Genomic DNA, 16,018 nt, shown 5'->3' with positions numbered 1-16,018 from the left:
TTATACAGGAAGACTCTTCATCCCGATAAATCGGGATTCTAACTGACAGATTCTTAATTTACAAAAATAAAAAAAGCGGAAGTGGTATTCTTCCGCTTTATGAAACTATATACTGTTAATCTTCTTCTTTTGACTTTTCGTATTCTTCGATAATTCGGGCTTCAACATCTTTCGGAACTTCTTCATAATGTGAAAAAGCTCTTGTGTGCATACCACGTCCGGATGTTAAAGATCTTAAATGAGTTGAATACTTATATAATTCAGACAAAGGAACTTTCGCTTTAATAATTTGGAAGGGTCCTTCCGATTCCATACCGGAAATTTTACCGCGCTTACTTGAGATATCACCCATTACATCACCCATATAATCTTCGGGTACTTTTACGGTTATATCATAAATAGGTTCAAGAATTACAGGTTTAGCGGCTAGGAATCCTTTTTTAAATGCTTGGGAAGCAGCAATTTTAAAAGATACTTCATCAGAGTCAACGTTATGGAATGATCCGTCAAACAAAGTCACTTTAACATCAATAACCTTACTACCGGTTAAAATTCCTTTAACTAAAGTTTCTTTCAACCCTTTTTCCACAGCAGGTATAAATCGTCCGGGAACAACACCACCGACAATCGCATCAACAAATTCAAATCCCGCTCCGCGTGGTTGCGGTTCTAATTTTAATAACACGTGACCGTATTGACCTCTTCCACCGGATTGCTTTTTATGTTTGAATTCTGCAACATCACAAGTTGATTTAATTGTTTCTCTATATGGGATTCTAGGTTCAACTAATTCAACCTCAACACCATATCTATCCTTCAGTAATTTTACGGCTAAGTTCAATTGAAGCTCACCTTGTCCTGTGACAATTGTCTGCGCCAATTCCGGATCAAAGTGTACAGATAATGTAGGATCTTCTTCATGAACAGTGTGCAGCCCAGTTGAAATTTTATCTTCATCCCCTTTCGCTTTTGGTTTGATAGCGCCGCGAATAACTGATTCGGGGAATTTAATCGGATGAAAAACAACCGGGTAGCTCTTGCTGGCAAGTGTGTTTCCCGTGTGAGTATCTTTCAATTTCACGACAGCACCAATATCACCGGCAACAACTTTAGATACTTCGGTTCTATTTTTTCCGTTTAATATTGAAAGTTGACCTAATCTTTCGGCCTTTTCATTACTTGTATTTATTAAATCCATTCCGGATTCAAGTGTGCCACTATAAACACGGAAGATAGATAATTCACCAACATGTTGCTCATTTAATGATTTGAATACTAAAGCAGAAGCTTCACCTTTAGGATCACATTTAACTTCGACTACATCTTTTCCTTTCATAATGGCTTTTTCTGCGGGAACATCTTTCGGTGAAGGGAAATAACTAACCGCAAAATCCATAAAGTTATTCAACCCAACTCCCTTTGTAGCTGAAACCGCGAAAACCGGAACCAACGATCGATTTAGAATTGCGGCTTTCAATCCTTTTTTAAGATCTTCTTCATTGAGAGTTCCATCTTCAAAGAATTTATTCATTAATTCTTCACTTGATTCTGCAACTTTTTCGATCAGTTCTTCACGCATCGTTTCGACTTCGTCTTTCAATTCAGCCGGAATTTCTAGTTCTGATACTTTCTTTGATCCGGTCGCATCATATTGAAAAGCTTTCATTTTAATAAGATCAATTACCGTGTCAAAATTGATTCCTTCTTTTACCGGCATTGTTATTACTGTAGCATCTTTACTTAAATGATCTTTGACAACTTGAACGGTTTCATTAAAAGTTGAATGTTCATTATCAACTTTGTTAATAATAACTGAAGCGGGAAGATTATACTGATTTACATAACCCCATGTAGCTTCGGTACCGACTTCGACACCTTCTGCAGATTTAACAACCGCTACAGCAGTTTCAACAACATGAAGGCTACTGATTACTTGACCGATAAAATCAGAGTAACCGGGAGTATCAATCATATTAACTTTTGTGTTATTCCATTCTAAATGAAGAGGTGCCGAAGAAATTGAAATTTGTCTTTCAATTTCATTGGGATTATAATCGGAAGTAGTGTTTCCCTCTTCAACTTTTCCTATACGATTTATTTCTCCTGCAGTATAGAGTAATAATTCTGCTATAGTTGTTTTTCCACTTCCACCATGACCAATGAATGCGAGATTACGTATTGCATCCGGATTAAACTCTTTCAAGATATCTCTCCTCTATATTTCGCAAACTACATTTATGATTTATATTTTTCCCAGAATGCGCTTATACCTTTAGTAAAGGCATTAAGGTTCTTAATTAGATTTATTACGGGGTTTTGATTGGCTCCGTCCTTAACACGTGTGCTAAGAGAATTAAATTTTTCTTTTGTATTTCTGACCATCTCATTAAATTCTTGCATATGCGCTTCGGCATCATCAGCAATATTTGCAAATTTCTCTGCAGCTTTGTTAAGATTGGAAACTACAGGAATGGTTGAATCGATCAATTGATGTATGTCTGCACTTAAAACATCGATAGACCGATTCAACTTATTGAGTGTGATAAATACAAAAATAATTAGAGCACATACCAGCAATATCAATATAATTGTAAGAATATCTATTAACATCGTATTTTATGCTTCTTTTTCTGATTTATAAGTATCAATACCGGCTTTAACAGCAGATTTTAGTTTGTCACTTTCCTTTTCAATCTTGCTCTTACTGTCGCCAACATATTTTGATGTTTTATCTTTAGCTTCATGAAGAACTTGTTCTGCTTCTTTTATTAGTCCATCAACTTTTACTTTAGCATCGGAAATTAATCTTTCGGATTTTCTTTTTCCATCATTGATAAGTTCGGAAGCTTTTACTTTTGCTCTTTCTAAATATTCTTCAGATTCATCAAGGAGTTCTTCACCTTTACTTCGCAATTCACCGCGAAGTTCTTTTCCGGATTTTGGTGCGTAGAGTAATGCAATTACAGAACCAATTACTGTTCCGGCAATTAATCCGAGAAATAAACCTTTTCCCAATCCATTTTCATCAGCCATAATTTCCTCCTTATATAAGTTTAGTTTATAGTCTAACTAAAATAGCAAGCAAACGATGCAAAATCAAGGATATAGAAGTCTAAAGATACTAAAAATCCACTTGTAAATTGTAAGGATACTGCTTGTCAAATTAGTTATTGAATCACTTTTACGTCATAAAACGATTTATTGTTTCTAAAAATCGTATCTCGTTAAGAGAATACAAAGGTAATGAGAATTGAATAAATTCAAAAGGATAAATGATCTAAGATTTGTTTTGCTAGATAATTCTTTGTAAATCTGAATAGAGCTTTGAGAGTGGTAATCCAACCACGTTGTAATAACAACCTTTAATTTCACTTACAAACACAGCACCAAAATCATCTTGAATTCCATAAGCTCCGGCTTTATCCATTGGACTGCCGCCAGCGATATATTCTTTAATCTCATTTCTACTGAGTTTTCTAAATGTGACAGAAGTTTTTTCGTAATCAACCAAAGTCTTATTTTTAATCGAATTAAAAAGTGCAAAACCAGTATATACTGAATGGGTTCTTCCGCTTAGTTTTTTCAAAATCCTTTCAGCATCGGATTTACTTTTTGGTTTGCCTATTATTTCTTTATCAAGAACCACAATTGTATCTGCAGTTATAAAAATTCCGTTCGACCTAATTTTTTTTGCTTCTTCTAATTTATGAAGCGCTAACCGTTTTACGGTTTGAATTGGGTGCTCGCCATCAAAAACTTCTTCATGAAGATCAACTGAGAAAGATTTGAATTTTATTCCAAGCTGAGCTAAAAGTTTTCTTCGTCTGGGTGATTTTGATGCAAGATAAATTGGTAATTCGGAAATGATCATTCGAGAAACTATCTAAAGAGGGCTTTAATACTTCCCCAAGTTTTCTTAACACTAGAAATATTATCGTGTAACACCGGAACTTCATTTGAATGAGTAACTAAACCATTATTATCCACTATTGCAATTCGATATTTGTATAACGTTCCGCTTGTTTTATACGCGGTCTCATCTGTAAATTCATAATATTGGTCTTTTTCAGGAACAACAATTCCTACTTCTATGAACGGACCGTCTTGAGCTTTACGTTGTACGACGAAATGTTTGAGGTTAGATTCTTGCAAAGTCTGCCACATAACAATTACATTATCGCCACTGCTTCTAGCTGTAACGCCAGGTTCAGCAATAGTTGCACCGGCATTAAGAGAAATTGCCGTGATTAATAATAATAAAAGTAAATATGAGACTCTGTACAATTTCATGACATAAAGATATTGGGTTAGTTAAATATTGTCAAGTTCTAAATTTCTGCTAAAAAATAAATTTCGAATGTATTTTAAACTTGTATTACCTTGCTCTCTTTACCAAAATTGAATTTGATAAAAACGATTGCTGAATATACTATTACATAAAATGGAAGAGCTGACCATGCGCCAATCAGTCCAAGATCGAAAACAGAACCTAGTAAATAAGCCAGCGGAATAAAAATTACCCAGTTTGAAATTACTTCCGCCATCATTACGAAAAACGTTTGTCCCATTGCCTGTAATCCATTTGCTAAAACTACACCTATTGCATAAAATATTTGACCAAACCCCGCAATCCTAAGAATCGGAACAGCTGTTTCAATTACATTGCTATCAGTAGTAATTAATATTAGTATAAGTCTCGGAGTAAAAATAAAAATAATTCCAACGAGCAAAGTATATAGAGTAGCAACCTTGCTTGTTTCAAAACCATAAAACTTTGCGAGTTGAAATTTTCCGCTGCCAAGTTGATTACCCACTAAAGTTTGAACAGCAATTCCAAAACCAAAACACGGCATTAATGAAATCATTAATGAAGACATGACAACTTGACTTGCAGCCTGTTCAAGTGTACCTATCAAACCTGTAATAGCAATAAAACTTAAAAAGCCAACTAAAATAAATACGTTTTGAAAAGATACAGGTAAGGATATTTTTACAATTGAATAGGCGAATTCTTTTATGAACGTAAAATTTTTGAAGTAATTGTATTTTTTTCTGTAATGGCTAATAGAAGAAACTATAATATAAAAGAGAGCATCAAACAAAGTTGCTAATGATGACCCAAGTCCGGCACCGGCTAATCCCATTCCTTCAATACCGAATGCACCGAATATAAAAATATAATTAAAAATTATATTCAGAAAATTAACAAGTAAACCAGAGAACATGAATATTTTTGTTTTCCCTATTCCAAAAAAGAAACCGCGATATGAAACAGAGATTAAGAAAAACGGAAGTCCTATAAATCGATAAAAAAGATATTCGCCGGCATATTGCCCTACCGTGTCATCGGCAGCAAAGAAATTTGCTATGGGAAATGATAGGCTAACTATTATCGCCCCGACAATCACGCCGGTTATAAAAGAAATAATTAAAGAAGTATTGAGGACATCACCGCAGCCGTCAAAATCTTGCGCGCCAAATCTTCTAGCAATCAGAACATGAGTTCCGGTTGCAAGAGATGAGAAAAAACTAATGAATGCCCAAGTGGCAAGAACTCCCAATCCCATAGCAGCAAGTGAATATTCCGCATCCGGTAAACGTCCGACCATCGCGGTATCAACAAGAGAGACAATCATCTGTGTGGAAAGACCCGCAATTGCGGGAAGCGCCATTTTGAGAATGTATTTATAGACAGAAATATCAGCAATAAATTTCATAGGATTCAAAGGTATTCAAATACCTCTTTTAATGAAAGTAAATTTTCTATTAATAAATCTTACAATTTGATACTCGCATTGTGATATTATTTTTATTATTTTGATAAATCAATTAGTCAACTTATGTGGTCGTAATTGACTCGACAAGAAGAAATCAAATATCTTCTTCATACTTTTGGAATCAAACAAAGTTGGTTAGCCGAAAAGCTCGGGCTGAACAACCAGACTCTCACCTATCTATTAAATGATGCTCCGCTTCTGGACGATGATCTTTTTAACAAGATCAAAAATATTCTAGATGATTATCAGTTTGACCTAGCTTTATTTAATGATGATAATGAACCGAAAGAAACTCTCGATTTATTTGAGGACGGTAAACTTCAAATAATAATGGGTGAGCGAATTAGAATCTTCGCAAAAAGAAAATACGGTACATTAAAAAAACTTGCCGAAGAAATGCATATCTCACCTCAGCAACTTCAACAATATATAAGCGGCAAACGCGAACCCGGTTCTAAAATATTAGCAAAACTTTTACGGTTGGGTTGTGATATAAATTGGCTGCTTGGCGGTAAAGAATCAATGGAAGCATATCGAACTTATATATTAGAAGCAGAACTGCGCAAACTTCAATCAGCAATTGATCAAGTATCGCATATCGTAAAACGAGTCGAGGGAAAGTAAGAAAACTTTTCCCCAAATAACCTAAAGTCCAAATGCTATAAATCAAATCGGATATCAAGTTGTTTGACAATAATTAGCGAAGTATGTTAATTATTTTTCAAATAAACATTTTTTCCGCCAAAACTTTCCTATTCATTTTCTCTCCAGGGCATGTTGTTTGCTTTCAAACAACGGAGGGGCATTATGAAACAATCACTACGATTTTTAATCCTTGTAATATTATTATCCACAATAACCATCGGGCAAAGTAAACACATTCCAAAAATTGATTCAACAATATTTTATATGTCCGATAAAGTAAAAGTTACACTTCTTTCCGACAGCACAACCATGGTATCTGAAATGCTTTTGCAGAGATATCAAAACAGTCAATACGAGAATTATTACCGTGCATTGTACAGCTATAACAATGATGGTAAGCTAACAGAATATTTGAGCCAGACATGGAATACCTCATCTTGGGAAAACAGTTATCGAATGGAAAATACTTACAACGCGCAGGGACTTGTATCGGTTTCTCTCTTTCAAGTTTATGCAGGAGGAGCATGGCAGAATGCAAGTAAAACGGAAAGCTCTTATAATGCCGAAAATAATCCTTCACAAATGATAGATTACTACTGGACTAACTCAGCATGGCAACCAAGTTCCAAAACCGACTACACATATGATTCTCAACAAAGAATGGTAGAAATGGTTGGAAGTACTTACAACTATTGGCAATCACCACCAACTTGGAGTTATAACTACAAGTTGACAAATCAGTACAATTCTCTTTCACAGGTCGAAATGGATTATGTTTATTATCATAACGGAGTTGACTGGCAGCCAACTTCAAGAACAAGTTACACTTATACTCAGTCAGGAAATCATGAAACAAGTTATACTGAAGGGCATGATTCTACTTGGATTCCACTAGCAAGTGATTCCTCAGCATATAATGCAAATGACAATTTGACTTATAGCATCTATAAACATCATAACGGTACTGTATGGCAAGATGTTGAACAAGTGGAAAACATTTATCAAGGAAATGTTCTTACTGAATCTATTCAGTCTTCATGGATGTATGATCCATATGAAGAATGGAAATATCGAGAACTCTTCACATATACAAATAATCTTTTAATTACCCAAACCTCACAGAATTGGGAGAATAATCAATGGGTTAATCAGAGTCAGGCCAATTTGCTCTATGATTTAAACGATAATGTAACAATCATGGAAATGTTTATGTGGAATGGTTCAAGCTGGGATCCTAATTATAAATATTTATACACTTATACAAATGTCATGGATGTTCCAGAAGAACCATTAGTAAAGGACTTCATACTATATCAAAATTATCCCAATCCTTTTAATTCCTCAACAAAGATTGTGTACACTCTTCCTTCACCGGCTGAAGTCACACTAACTCTTTACAATACTCTCGGTGAAAAAATTAAAATCCTTGATGACGGGATGAAATTAGCCGGTAATCATGAAGTAATACTTGATGATAACTCTCTTAGCAGCGGCGTTTATTTTTATGAATTTGTTACATCGAATAGAACATCTTCGAGGAAGATGATTTTACTTAAATAGAATAGTTCACTCTAATAATTATGATGACGATTTTCAAAGGACGTTTAAAAAATGTAATCCACTGATGGAGGGAAATCATGAAAATGTATTTAAGATCAATTCTTCTATTACTGATAAGTATTTCAATTTCATTTGCACAAGAAAGAATCAATTTTGAAAAGGGTTCACTTAAGGTTAAGTATTTGGGAAACTCCAACATTTCAGCAAAAATTGATTCCAATGCTATGATATCAGAATTTTTAGTTCAATTCCATGACGGATCACAATACAATAACGATTACAGATCAACCTATCAGTATAATACTATTGGTAAAGTTGATGAAATTATGGATCAAGTTTGGGATGGATCTGATTGGCAAAACGATTTCAGAATTCAGTTTGATTATAATGAAAGTGGGTTTAATACAATGACAACCTATCAATCATATTCTGGTACAGCATGGGAGAATTCTTCAAGGTCTATCGTTGTTAATGATTCCAATGGAAATCCGATTCATATAGAGGATCAAACATGGTACCAAAATGCATGGGCTCCATACGTAGCTGAGGATAATGTATTTGGTCCAGATTCACAATTAGTAGAGTCGATTTCAAGTCAATATGATTATTGGAATCCCTCACCTAAATGGAGTTATTTGCATAAATCAACATTTACCTATAATCAACAAGGTCAACGAACTTCTCGTGAAACTCGAAATTTTGGACCAGATTCAAGTTGGTTCTTAACGTTTAGAGAAGACATTAGATATAATTCGGATGGATTGGAGCAATCAAAAAAGTCAGTCATAAGTAATGATAGTGGTGTGACATTCGATCCATTTCTTTGGGACACTACAGCTTACAATAACAATAAAAAAAGAACTTATCATCATAGACAGTATCACAATGGTTCTAATTGGCAGGATGAATATCTATCAGAATCGACCTATATTGATACTTTAGAAAAGGAACGCGTAGTAACTATGTGGGCTCGAACATCTGATCAGATGTCAAAAGAAAAATATACTTACAACTATAATCAACAGAATCAGTTAAATGATGTGATTGAGCAATATTGGAATAACGGAGCGTGGGAAAACTTTTGGCATGACTACTATTCATACAATCAGTATGGTTATCATAGTGAAATTGAAACTTTTATGTGGTATTCATCCTCTTGGAATCCTTTTAGTAAATACTTAATGACTTATACTATGGTGGTAGATGTTGGTGACATGGGTAAACTCACAAAGGACTTTGTGCTATATCAGAATTATCCAAATCCATTTAACTCCATGACGAAGATAATTTACTATCTACCAATAGCCACAAATGTTTCTCTAAAACTATTTAATGCAATTGGGCAGGAAGTAAAATTAATCGATTCCGGATTTAAATTAGCCGGGAAGCATGAGATGACCCTTAATGAATTTAACTTAAGCAGCGGCGTTTATTATTATCAACTGATTACTAAGTTCGGAGAAGCGACAAAGAAAATGATACTCCTTAAGTAATTACACGCGAGATCTGATCAAGCGGTCGGATCTCGCATTTTGCTTGATGTAGGAATATTTCACGATAAATCATTTCACACGCCCGTTCTCTCGCGGGATCTGCTTTATCATAATATCTTTGTAAATAAATTCATCAAATATGGTGCTGGAGTAATTACAGAATCTTGCACTTCCAATTAATTCAGTAAAACCTCGAAGGCGGAATGCCCTCGAGGTTTACGATAAAACAAAAGGTTATTTAATTAGAAGCATTTTCTTGGTGCTGACAAAATCACCTGAGGTAATTCGGTAGAAATAAACTCCGCTTCCTAGTTGTGAAGCATCAAATTTCACTTCGTGGTATGCTGCTTCTAATTGATTGTTAATTAATGTTATGACTTCTTCACCTAGCAGATTATATACTTTTAAGGTAACCAATCCTTGTTCTGGTATTGAGAACTTGATAGTTGTACTTGGATTAAATGGATTCGGATAGTTTTGTTCTAATCCATATGTAAGTGGAATTTCTTCCTCATCAACATCGGTTGGTGTTAAGAAATCATCTAATGATCTTGGCAGTACTTGATATCCTTCACTGTAGGGTGAACTTGGATCAAACTGGCCTACTACGCCTAGTAAGTCTACCGGCCAAGTTGGTTCCTCTGCACCGCATATATCTGTGTCAGCATCTATTCTTACTGTTATTTGCTCTCCGTTGGACGTGAATGTTAAATTAGCTCCGGAACCTGAACATTGCCATGGAGTGCTTGCATCTAAAGATACTCCGTTCAATCTTATTAGCATACCTTCATAATATTCCGGATCTGCTAGAATTTCACCAATTGTTACAACAGACGGCTCAACTTGTCCCACACTTCCTAAATCAAGTATATCTGATTCTGTTTGTGGAGATATTTGCATCAATCCATTGTAGTTATTTATAATACCAGCAATTTTGTATGAATTATCAATAACAATTTCATTATTAAGATTGGAGTTAAAAACAGAAATTCCTCTACTATCATCTTGAATAAAAGTTTCCAATCTACTTGGATGAAACGTACCGGTTGATACAGAAGCAGTACCTGTTACCATAACAGCAAAATTATTTAGTATTGGCATTCCATCGGTATTCATAGCTTTTACATCCGAAATAGTCGACATACCAACTAATAATGAAAAAGTATTACTGGTATCGCTTTGAGTAACAGTCGCATTGTCATTGACAGTTATATAGAATGAAACTTTATCACCATTTTCATATTCAGATGCAAATATTGACCCTATATAAGTATTTCCGCTTCCTTTGGTCATATTTGAACTGCTCGCTTTTCCATTAATTCTATAATTCAGTTGTACTGAATTTATTCCATTATCATCTGTTGCATCTGCGCTTATTTGTAAAACTTCATCTTCCATAGGAACAGTAAGGTTCCGGGTTACGTTCGAAACGGAAGGAGGGAGATCAGTAGGATTATCTGAACTTCCATAATTACCTAAATATGAAAATTCATCCTGATCATATACCAGCCATTCCGAATCGTTTGAATTTGTTCCGGCAGAAGAACTCCAATTTGTGTTTCCGCTCGTAATTTCCAGCTTGCGAACTAAAGTGTGATTTTGAGTTGCAGAAGAAATGCCAGCAACAGACCATCCGCTGCCGGGATCTTCCGTTGGAACTCCAATTACATCTATTATGTATTCATTTTCATTATCGACATAGATTAATGCCCGAGCATCATTTCCATTAAAATGTACAACACTTGGGTAAGGTAAAATTTCATCGGCTAATCCAACATCGAAATAACCTGAAAAATCGTCATCGGTAATTAGCACATACACATCTTTAGAATTTATTACTGCACCATTGGCGAATGTATGGTAGTATTCCCATCCCCTACCATTCACAGATTGGGCAATTTGAATATTCGCCAAGCTTATACTTTCCTCAGTTGGATTATAAATCTCCAATGCCTTACGATTAGAACCGCCTTCTACGTATTCGGAGAAAAACAAATTCGGCAGATCAATATTACCTCCGGAAAGAGTTGTATCAAATGCCTGAGGTATTGTACCGTCAACTTTATAGTCGATACTAGCACCGGAATTTGTGTAGGGAAAAATTTTGAAATAGTAAACGGTATTTGAAGAAAGGTTTGACCATGTATAAGATGAGTTACCTGCAATTAGATTAACAGCACCGGAGCCATCGTCAACATTCAAATCATTCGAAATTGCTACTCCGTCTGTTGGGAGTTGAATAGATGCAAAACTAGTGTTGCTTGATTTAATTAAATAACCATCCGCAGCTTGTGAACCTGGGTTCTCATTCCAGCTTAAAGTTATAGAACTATTATTTTGAGAAAGTGCGAAGAAATCTTCAACATGATTAAAAGGTTCCGGAGTAACGCTGCTTTGGTAAATAGCTGTTACAAACTCGGGATGATCGATAAATGGATTTCTATTGCCTTGTATGTTATAAACTTTTTCATTTCTCGTTTGTTCGGCAGCATCTACTGGATCGGCGAAGTGCCAGGCAAGTAATGTTGAATATTTACCTAAGTTGGGTGTACCCGAACTTGTTCCTGTGTAATCAACCAATTCTAAGTCTAAGGATCCACTATTTTCATAGCGTACATCCATATAAAACATCATTCTAGCAACATCACCTTTAATTTCATCTCTTGGCTCCCATGAATCCGAATCGGTATAGGTATCCGGAGCCTCTACATGCGGTGAACCCCCATTATCAAAATCCTTATCACCTCTGCTGCTATTAACTGATCTATCAGCTGGACGCAGGTGATGAATATCTGTATACGCTGTATCAGATTCATTCGGGAATCCATGCGACTTCGGCCAAACATGCTCTCTATTCCAAGTATCTTCTCCGGATCCCTGATCTTTCAAATCTTTATCCTGTGATCTGCCTGTATAAAAAAGAATAACATTGTTGGTATTTAGTGGATCTTCGTCGGTAATTTCTAAACTTGACCACACTTGTGCGTATGTAAGCTTATGATGATTATTAATAATTGAATGCAGTTTTAATTTTAATGCCTGCCCGGTTAAACCGCTCGTTCCATCATAATATCCTTGTGAAAAATATATTGAAGATGAGAAAAGGAGAACTAGAATAGTGTTCGTAATAAATCGAGTAAGTATCATATAGAATATTGTCCATTTAAAAATAAAAACCTCGAAGGCGGAATGCCCCCGAGGTTTACGATAAAACAAAAGGTTATTTAATTAGAAGCATTTTCTTGGTGCTGACAAAATCACCTGAGGTAATTCGGTAGAAATAAACTCCGCTTCCTAGTTGTGAAGCATCAAATTTCACTTCGTGGTATGCTGCTTCTAATTGATTGTTAATTAATGTTATGACTTCTTCACCTAGCAGATTATATACTTTTAAGGTAACCAATCCTTGTTCTGGTATTGAGAACTTGATAGTTGTACTTGGATTAAATGGATTCGGATAGTTTTGTTCTAATCCATATGTAAGTGGAATTTCTTCCTCATCAACATCGGTTGGTGTTAAGAAATCATCTAATGATCTTGGCAGTACTTGATATCCTTCACTGTAGGGTGAACTTGGATCAAACTGGCCTACTACGCCTAGTAAGTCTACCGGCCAAGTTGGTTCCTCTGCACCGCATATATCTGTGTCAGCATCTATTCTTACTGTTATTTGCTCTCCGTTGGACGTGAATGTTAAATTAGCTCCGGAACCTGAGCATTGCCATGGAGTGCTTGCATCTAAAGACACTCCGTTCAATCTTATTAGCATACCTTCATAATATTCCGGATCTGCTAGAATTTCACCAATTGTTACAACAGACGGCTCAACTTGTCCCACACTTCCTAAATCAAGTATATCTGATTCTGTTTGTGGAGATATTTGCATCAATCCATTGTAGAAATCTAATCTACCAACTATCACATAACGTTTACCGGTTACAATAGGAGTAGTTAGTGCAGAATTAAATAAACCGATACCGGCCGTTGAATCTTGTATATAAGCTTCAAATCTCGTTGGATGGAAAGTTCCGGTTGGAACTGTTGCAGTTCCAATAATTCTTACTCCAACACCAAGATATTGCGGACGAACATTATTGTCAGCTACTTTAACATCTCTAATATCTGTAATTCCGACAAAGAATGAACCTGTAGCACTTGTATCTTTTTGTCCTTTTACTGGTTCATCGATTGCAACAATGTAATATTCAACATAATCACCGTCAGCATAAACATCTGCTGAAATAGTGGCTGAATAATAATTGTTACCAATTGCAGTCATAGGAATCTCGGTTTGAATAATATTTTCTTTTGCAGTAGCAACTCCATTTACGCTGTAATACAATATTATACTGCTTAAAATATTATTATCGTCTGTTACCATTGCAGTTATGGTTACTGGTTCATCTTCATATGGCACATAATTATCCCTGAACACGTCAGATACCACCGGTGGCATATCAGGAGCTTCCGCATATGCATGAATTCCCAAGTGATCAAATACATCTTGATCATAAACAATCCATTCAGAATTAGATGAATTTGTTCCGGCAGATGATGACCAACTAGTATTGCCTTGCTCAATGAATGATTTTCTGACAAGAGTATGGTTTTGAGTTGCGTTAGATACGCCAGCAACAGCCCAACCACTGCCAGGATCCTGAGTTGCCACACCAATCACATCAATAAAAGTTGTATCAGGACCATCAATAAATATAAGCGCTCTTGCATCGTCACCATTAAAATGAACTACACTTGGGAATGGTAATATTTCATTTGCAGTTGCAGCATCAAAATAACCTGTAAAATCATCATTAGTAATAATTACCCAAACACCACCTGGATTGATTGAAGCACCAGACGGGAATGAATGATAATACTGCCAGCCACCACCGTTTACCGATTGAGCTATCTGAACATTAGCTAGGCTTACAACTTCAGATGAAATATTAAAAATTTCCAAAGCTTTGCGGTTTGAACCGCCTTCTATATACTCCGAGAAAAATATATTCGGGACAACTTGGACCACATCCTCTAAGGTTGTATCTGCAATTGCCGGTACAGATCCATCTGTTTTATAATCTATTTCTACATCACTGTTTGAGTAAGGGTAAATTTGGAAGAAGTATTCCGTTTCAGGAGTAAGACCTGTAAAGTTAAACATCTGTACTCCCTGTGCAACATTTTGAGCACCTGCATTATCAGAATAATCATTATCATCCGCAACCGGAGTGCCATCTATCGGATCGGTAAATGTTCCGGTTGTATTGATAAGAATTAAATAACCTGCAGGAAGTTGAGCTCCGCCAGCATCTGTCCAAGCCAATTCTATATTATTTTCACCGGCAGTGGAAGATAAATTAGTTACATGTTCACTTGGCTCTGGATCAGGTAATTGTACTGCACCCGGATGAATGCCTAAATAAGTAAAAATATCTTGATTATAAACAATCCATTCAGAATCCGAAGTATCAGTTCCGGCTGAAGCTGTCCAATCTGTATTTCCAACTGTAACCGCAGCTTTTCTAACAAGTGTATGATTTTGTGTCGCATTGGCTATTCCGGCAACTGTCCAACCGCTACCCGGATCGCTATCCGGTGTACCAATTATATCAATAAAAGTTGTATCAACACCATCAATATAAATCAAAGCTCTGGCATCATCACCATTATGATGGACTACACTTGGATAAGGTAAAACTTCATCTGCATCAGTTGTATCATAACTAACCGAAGAATAATCATCGGCTGCTACAATCACCCACACATCTCCGGGAGCTATTTTTGCTCCTGCTGGAAATACATGATAAAACTGCCAACCGCCACCATTGGTTGCTTGAGCAATTTGAATACTGGCAAGATCTACTGAATCCGTATCAGGGTTGTAAATCTCTAATGCTTTGCGGTTTGATCCACCCTCAATATATTCAGAAAAGAATATATTCGGATAACTTGTTGGAGGATTCATGGTGTGCCAACCGATATAGCTAACATCATTTTGTGGATAAACTAACCACTCTGAACTAGTCGAATCAGTACCTGCCGATGCAGTCCAATTTGTATTTCCTTGATTAACTGACGATTTACGCACAAGAGTGTGCTCGGCAGTCGCATTTGCGATACCTGCAACCGGCCAAGCCGTTCCCGGATCTTCACCTAACTTACCAACTGCGTCTATCGTTACCCAATTCCCGCCTTGGTTTTCCTGAAGACCTACATAATCATCTCCATTGAAAAAGGCTATTGATCCTGTAGTATCTGCAGAATCTAAAATTGCTGTTATCGCACTCGCATTAGCCAACACATACACATCACCCGGATTTAAGGTTCCGGCAAGTACAAGTGAGTCCTGTAATGTTGGACTACCATTGTTTGCTCTGACGAATCTGTAGTTTGAAAGATCAACCGCAGTTGTTCCGCCGTTAAAAATTTCTACCGCTTTATTATTGCTGCTTCCTTCAAGGTACTCGGATATGAATACTTGTGAGTACGTTACCGATGCAATAAAAAGTAGCATAAGTAGGTAGGATAACTTCTTGATCAAGC

11 protein-coding genes are annotated in these 16,018 nt (G+C 36.1%); 3 read left to right on the top strand and 8 right to left on the bottom strand.

Going from position 1 to position 16,018, the window contains the following annotated elements; all coding sequences use genetic code 11:
- Positions 1–115 precede the first annotated feature (115 nt).
- From fusA to QY331_06695, 6 genes are all read right to left on the bottom strand, one after another.
- Entirely contained in the window at positions 116–2,203 is a 2,088-nt protein-coding gene (fusA, locus tag QY331_06720; protein ID WKZ70941.1) for an elongation factor G, read from the bottom strand.
- Between the two features lie 32 nt (positions 2,204–2,235).
- Positions 2,236–2,610 carry a hypothetical protein gene (locus QY331_06715; protein WKZ70940.1) on the bottom strand — a complete coding sequence of 125 codons (375 nt, stop codon included), beginning with the start codon at positions 2,608–2,610 and terminating at the stop codon, positions 2,236–2,238.
- 6 nt (positions 2,611–2,616) lie between these two features.
- Positions 2,617–3,033 carry a YtxH domain-containing protein gene (locus QY331_06710; GenBank protein WKZ70939.1) on the bottom strand — a complete coding sequence of 139 codons (417 nt, stop codon included), beginning with the start codon at positions 3,031–3,033 and terminating at the stop codon, positions 2,617–2,619.
- A 259-nt stretch (positions 3,034–3,292) separates the two neighbouring features.
- Positions 3,293–3,871 carry a Maf family protein gene (locus QY331_06705; protein ID WKZ70938.1) on the bottom strand — a complete coding sequence of 193 codons (579 nt, stop codon included), beginning with the start codon at positions 3,869–3,871 and terminating at the stop codon, positions 3,293–3,295.
- 8 nt (positions 3,872–3,879) lie between these two features.
- On the bottom strand, positions 3,880–4,290 hold the full coding sequence (locus tag QY331_06700) for a hypothetical protein (protein ID WKZ70937.1): 411 nt from the start codon (positions 4,288–4,290) through the stop codon (positions 3,880–3,882).
- 74 nt (positions 4,291–4,364) lie between these two features.
- Complete coding sequence (locus QY331_06695) at positions 4,365–5,717, bottom strand: MATE family efflux transporter (GenBank protein WKZ70936.1); 1,353 nt, start codon at positions 5,715–5,717, stop codon at positions 4,365–4,367.
- A gap of 135 nt (positions 5,718–5,852) precedes the next feature.
- Between QY331_06695 and QY331_06690 the strand changes: the two genes are divergently transcribed.
- The 3 genes from QY331_06690 to QY331_06680 all read left to right on the top strand — a co-directional run bounded on the left by QY331_06690 (position 5,853) and on the right by QY331_06680 (position 9,475).
- Complete coding sequence (locus QY331_06690; GenBank protein WKZ70935.1) at positions 5,853–6,401, top strand: helix-turn-helix transcriptional regulator; 549 nt, start codon at positions 5,853–5,855, stop codon at positions 6,399–6,401.
- A 183-nt stretch (positions 6,402–6,584) separates the two neighbouring features.
- Positions 6,585–7,982 carry a T9SS type A sorting domain-containing protein gene (locus tag QY331_06685; GenBank protein WKZ70934.1) on the top strand — a complete coding sequence of 466 codons (1,398 nt, stop codon included), beginning with the start codon at positions 6,585–6,587 and terminating at the stop codon, positions 7,980–7,982.
- A gap of 77 nt (positions 7,983–8,059) precedes the next feature.
- A complete protein-coding gene (locus QY331_06680) occupies positions 8,060–9,475 on the top strand; it encodes a T9SS type A sorting domain-containing protein (GenBank protein ID WKZ70933.1) in 1,416 nt (471 codons plus the stop codon).
- A gap of 234 nt (positions 9,476–9,709) precedes the next feature.
- Here the strand turns inward: QY331_06680 and QY331_06675 are convergent, their stop codons facing one another.
- The gene (locus tag QY331_06675; GenBank protein ID WKZ70932.1) at positions 9,710–12,622 is read right to left on the bottom strand and encodes an endonuclease; all 2,913 of its coding nucleotides are present in this window, start codon (positions 12,620–12,622) and stop codon (positions 9,710–9,712) included.
- Between the two features lie 73 nt (positions 12,623–12,695).
- Positions 12,696–16,016 (bottom strand): lamin tail domain-containing protein, encoded by a 3,321-nt coding sequence (locus QY331_06670; protein ID WKZ70931.1) that lies wholly within the window; start codon positions 16,014–16,016, stop codon positions 12,696–12,698.
- Positions 16,017–16,018 lie beyond the last annotated feature (2 nt).

The sequence above is a fragment of the Melioribacteraceae bacterium genome (genome assembly GCA_030584085.1).
GTDB lineage: Bacteria > Bacteroidota > Ignavibacteria > Ignavibacteriales > Melioribacteraceae > SURF-28.
The sequence above is the reverse complement of the archived record's forward strand: the minus strand, read 5'-3'. Positions and strand labels throughout refer to the sequence as shown.

What these genes read in the sequence shown, in the direction of transcription:
- QY331_06715 (WKZ70940.1), bottom strand. Translation starts at nt 2,610, where the DNA reads ATGTTAATAGATATTCTTACAATTATATTGATATTGCTGGTATGTGCT.
- QY331_06710 (WKZ70939.1), bottom strand. Translation starts at nt 3,033, where the DNA reads ATGGCTGATGAAAATGGATTGGGAAAAGGTTTATTTCTCGGATTAATT.
- QY331_06705 (WKZ70938.1), bottom strand. Translation starts at nt 3,871, where the DNA reads ATGATCATTTCCGAATTACCAATTTATCTTGCATCAAAATCACCCAGA.
- QY331_06700 (WKZ70937.1), bottom strand. Translation starts at nt 4,290, where the DNA reads ATGAAATTGTACAGAGTCTCATATTTACTTTTATTATTATTAATCACG.
- QY331_06695 (WKZ70936.1), bottom strand. Translation starts at nt 5,717, where the DNA reads ATGAAATTTATTGCTGATATTTCTGTCTATAAATACATTCTCAAAATG.
- QY331_06685 (WKZ70934.1), top strand. Translation starts at nt 6,585, where the DNA reads ATGAAACAATCACTACGATTTTTAATCCTTGTAATATTATTATCCACA.
- QY331_06680 (WKZ70933.1), top strand. Translation starts at nt 8,060, where the DNA reads ATGAAAATGTATTTAAGATCAATTCTTCTATTACTGATAAGTATTTCA.
- QY331_06675 (WKZ70932.1), bottom strand. Translation starts at nt 12,622, where the DNA reads ATGATACTTACTCGATTTATTACGAACACTATTCTAGTTCTCCTTTTC.